Source organism: Pseudomonas sp. SDO55104_S430, from assembly GCF_054070595.1.
On the sequence record NZ_JBSVXG010000348.1, the window covers coordinates 1 to 4201 of the forward strand.

4 protein-coding genes are annotated in these 4201 nt (G+C 62.4%); all 4 read right to left on the reverse strand.

The window, feature by feature from the left end:
• Positions 1-140: 140 nt before the first annotated feature.
• Genes pcaC through ACW9JE_RS29125 form a run of 4 tightly spaced genes read right to left on the reverse strand, consistent with a single transcriptional unit; the run spans position 141 to position 4058 of the window.
• Positions 141-533: a 4-carboxymuconolactone decarboxylase gene (gene pcaC, locus ACW9JE_RS29110; RefSeq protein WP_457434725.1), complete on the reverse strand. Its 393-nt coding sequence runs from the start codon at positions 531-533 to the stop codon at positions 141-143.
• A gap of 10 nt (positions 534-543) precedes the next feature.
• Positions 544-1335 carry a 3-oxoadipate enol-lactonase gene (gene pcaD, locus ACW9JE_RS29115; RefSeq protein WP_457434726.1) on the reverse strand — a complete coding sequence of 264 codons (792 nt, stop codon included), beginning with the start codon at positions 1333-1335 and terminating at the stop codon, positions 544-546.
• Between the two features lie 11 nt (positions 1336-1346).
• Positions 1347-2711 carry a 3-carboxy-cis,cis-muconate cycloisomerase gene (locus tag ACW9JE_RS29120; RefSeq protein ID WP_457434727.1) on the reverse strand — a complete coding sequence of 455 codons (1365 nt, stop codon included), beginning with the start codon at positions 2709-2711 and terminating at the stop codon, positions 1347-1349.
• A 42-nt stretch (positions 2712-2753) separates the two neighbouring features.
• Entirely contained in the window at positions 2754-4058 is a 1305-nt protein-coding gene (locus ACW9JE_RS29125) for an MFS family transporter (protein WP_224536973.1), read from the reverse strand.
• Positions 4059-4201: the final 143 nt, after the last annotated feature.

The window sequence follows — 4201 nt, forward strand, 5'->3', positions numbered from 1 at the left end:
CAGGGGGGGGAGGGGGTGTCCTCGAAAGGATGGGGGATCGACCAACATTGTTGCCGACTGACACGACGCCTTCGCGAGCAAGCCCGCTCCCACATTTGGATCAGCGGTGTGTTCGAAATTTTCGTTCACACCGCTTCCACTTACTCCCTCGACTCAACCCCCAACTCATCCCACACCGACTCCGCCAGGTGGAACGTGGCATTGGCCGCCGGAATCCCGCAGTAGATCGCGCTCTGCATGATCACTTCCTTGATCTCCCCACGGCTCACCCCATTGTTGGCGGCGGCACGCAGGTGCAGTTTGAGTTCGCCTTCGCGGTTCATGCCGATCAGCATGGCGATGGTGATCAGACTGCGGGTGTGGCGCGGCAGGCCCGGGCGGGTCCAGATGTCGCCCCAGGCGTGACGGGTGATCATCTCCTGGAACTCCGAGTTGAACTCGGTCAGGGTGCTCAGGCTGCGGTCGACGTGAGCATCGCTCAATACTTCGCGGCGGACCTTCAGACCTTCGTCATAGCGTTGTTTCTCGTCCACGAAATATCCCTCAACGCGCCGTCAGGAAGGCCAGGACGCGTTCGCTGAACGCGGCGTCGGCCTGAACGTTGGACAGGTGCGCGGCGTAGAACTCGGCGTACTCGGAACCGGCCACGTGCTCCTGAATGAAGTGCCCGCCAGACGGTGGCGTCACGGCGTCTTCAGTACCGGCAATCACCAGCAGCGGCGCCTTGATCGCCGACAGCTGATCGCGGAAATCGGCATCGCGCACGGCCGCGCAGTTGGCCGCATAACCTTGCGGTGATGTGGCCGCCAGCATGTCGGTAATGCGCTTGGCCGACGCAGGATTGGCCGCCGAGAAATCCGGGGTGAACCAGCGCGCGATCGACGCATCACGAAGCGCCACCATGGCCGCCGCACCGTCACGCAGGACGGTTTCGATACGTGGGTTCCACACCGACGGATCGGCGATCTTCGCTGCAGTGTTGCAGACGATCAGCTTGTTCAGACGCTCGCCGGCATTGATGCCCAGCCACTGGCCGATCAGGCCGCCCATGGACAGCCCGCAGAAATGCGCGCGCTCGATGTGCAGGGCGTCCAGCAGCGCCAGCACGTCGTGGCCCAACTGCTCGATGGTGTAAGGCCCCGGGGTCACCAGGGACTTGCCGTGGCCGCGGGTGTCGAAACGCAGCACGCGAAAATGCTCGCTGAACGCCGCAATCTGCGCGCCCCACATGTGCAGGTCGGTGCCCAGGGAGTTGGACAGCACCAGTACCGGCGCATCAACCGGACCATCGAGTTGGTAATGCAGTTCGCCATCGGCGAGTTGTACGAAAGCCACAGCAATCTCCTTCAGGCAGTCAATGCAGAATGTTCAGCCACCGCTCGCTCGACCCAGGTACGGGCCTGGCCGAGGTAATGGGCGGGGTCCAGCAGATGATCGAGTTCGGCCGCCGACAGCTCGGCGGTCACTTGCGGCTCGTCGCCGAGCACCGCGCGCAGATGGCGCTGTTCGGCCACGGCGCGTTTGCAGCATTGCTCCAGCAGATGATGCGCGGTGTCGCGCCCTACCCGCTGCGCCAGGACGATGCTCACCGCTTCGGCGAGCACCAGGCCCTGGGTCAGGTCGAGGTTGCGCGCCATGCGTTCGGCATCCACTTCCAGGCCGGCGGTCACCAGCAACGCCTGCTTGAGGCTGCCGGATACCAGGCAGCAGATTTCCGGCAGGGTTTCCCACTCGGCGTGCCACAGGCCCAGGCTGCGCTCGTGCTCCTGGGGCATGGCGCTGAACAGGGTCGACAGCAGACCGGGAACGCGGGTCGCCGCGCCGATCAGCACCGCAGCACCCACCGGGTTGCGTTTGTGCGGCATGGTCGAGGAACCGCCCTTGCCCGGTGCCGAAGGCTCGAACACCTCACCGGCTTCGGTTTGCATCAACAGGCTGATGTCGCGACCGAGTTTGCCGAGACTGCCGGCGATCAAGCCAAGCACCGAGCCGAACTCCACCAGCCGATCACGTTGGGTGTGCCAAGGCTGATCGGGCAAGGTCAGTTGCAACTCTTCAGCGAGCGCTTGGGCGATTGGCATTGCCTTGTCACCGAGAGCCGCGAGAGTCCCGGAGGCGCCGCCGAATTGCAGCACCAGCAGGCGCGGCTTGAGTTCTTGCAGGCGTTGACGGCTGCGGGTCACCGCCCCCAGCCAGCCGGCGATCTTCATGCCGAGGGTCACCGGCGTCGCATGCTGCAGCCAGGTACGCCCGGCCAGCGGTGTCGCCGCATAGCGCTGGGCCTGTGCCGCGAGAGTTTGCCCCAGTTGCGCCAGATCGCTGTCGATCAGCTCCAGCGCCTGGCGCAGTTGCAGCACCAGACCGCTGTCCATCACGTCCTGGCTGGTCGCGCCCAAATGCACATAACGTTCGGCTTCGGCATCGTTGCCCGCGATCAGCTTGCCCAGTGCCTTGACCAGCGGAATCGCCGAGTTGCCGGCAATGGCGATCGCTTCGCCAAGGGCGGCAAAGTCGAAATGCCCGGCCTGGCAGGCAGCTTCGATGGGAGCCACGGCGCTTTGCGGAATCAGCCCGACCCGTGCTTCGGCCCGGGCCAGCGCCGCTTCGAAATCGAGCATGGCCTGAACCCGGCCTTGATCGCTGAACACGTCACGCATATCGCGGGCAGTGAAATAGGCATCGAACAATTGATTGCCCGGTCGCTGGTTCATAAACAGTCCCTGGAGGCGCGGGCCGTGAGGCCCGCGTAAAGATCAAAGGTCGTGGTGCAGGTACTTGGCCTGTTTCGGCAGACGCAGGCTGAAGAGGAAGGCAATCGCCATCATCACGGTCACGTACCAGTAGAAAGAGTTTTCCATACCGCCGGCCTTGAGGCTCAAGGCCACGTATTCCGCCGAGCCACCGAAGATCGCGTTCGCCACCGCATACGCCAGGCCCACACCCAGTGCGCGCACTTCCGGCGGGAACATTTCGGCTTTTACCAGGCCGCTGATCGAGGTGTAGAAACTGACGATCGCCAGGGCCAGGGTGATCAGCACGAAGGCCACGAACGGACTGCTGACACTTTTAAGGCTGAGCAAAATCGGCACTGTGCACAACGTCCCGAGGGCACCGAACCAGAGCATCGAGTTACGCCGGCCGATCTTGTCGGCGAGCATGCCGAAAAGCGGCTGCATGCACATATAGAGAAAAAGCGCGCCGGTCATGATGTAACTGGCGGTCTTCGCATGCATGCCAGCAGTGTTCACGAGGTACTTCTGCATGTAAGTGGTGAAGGTGTAGAAAATCAGTGAGCCACCGGCGGTGTAACCCAGCACGGTGATGAACGCCGCCTTGTGATCACGAAATAGCGCGCTGATGCTGCCGGCGTCCTTGTTTTCGCGCATTTCCTTGCTGGTGGTTTCTTTGAGCGAACGACGAAGAAACAGCGAAATCAGTGCTGCACAGGCACCTACTACAAATGGAATCCGCCAGCCGTAGGCACGCAGCTCATCCTCGGAGAGGAACTGCTGCAGGATCACCACCACCAACACTGCCAGCAGCTGCCCGCCGATTAGAGTCACGTACTGGAACGAGGCGAAGAAACCGCGCTGCCCCTTGAGGGCGACTTCGCTCATGTAGGTCGCGGTGGTGCCGTATTCGCCACCCACCGACAGGCCCTGGAGCAGACGGGCGAACAGCAGCAGGACCGGCGCCCACACCCCGATGCTGTTGTAGGTCGGCAGGCACGCGATGAGCAGTGAGCCGAAACACATCATCAGAATCGAGATCAACATCGAATTCTTGCGCCCGTGCTTATCCGCGACACGGCCGAAGATCCAGCCGCCAATCGGTCGCATCAGGAAGCCGGCGGCGAACACGCCCGCGGTATTGACCAGCTGGACCGTGGGGTTGTCGGACGGGAAGAAAGCCGGCGCGAAATAGATCGCGCAGAAGGCGTAGACGTAAAAGTCGAACCATTCGACCAGGTTGCCGGACGAGGCGCCGACAATCGCGAAGATCCGTTTGCTGCGCTCTTCGCCGGTATATAGGGCTGTAGTAGCAGTTGGGGTTGTCATTGTTTTTCACTCAATGGGGACAGTGAGAGTCTAGACATACTTTGCAACAGTCCCGTTCCACAATTGGCTCAGCGGTGCATGCAACCCTTGTGGGAGCGGGCTTGCTCGCGAAGGCGTCGTGTCAGTCGACAGCGATGCTGCCT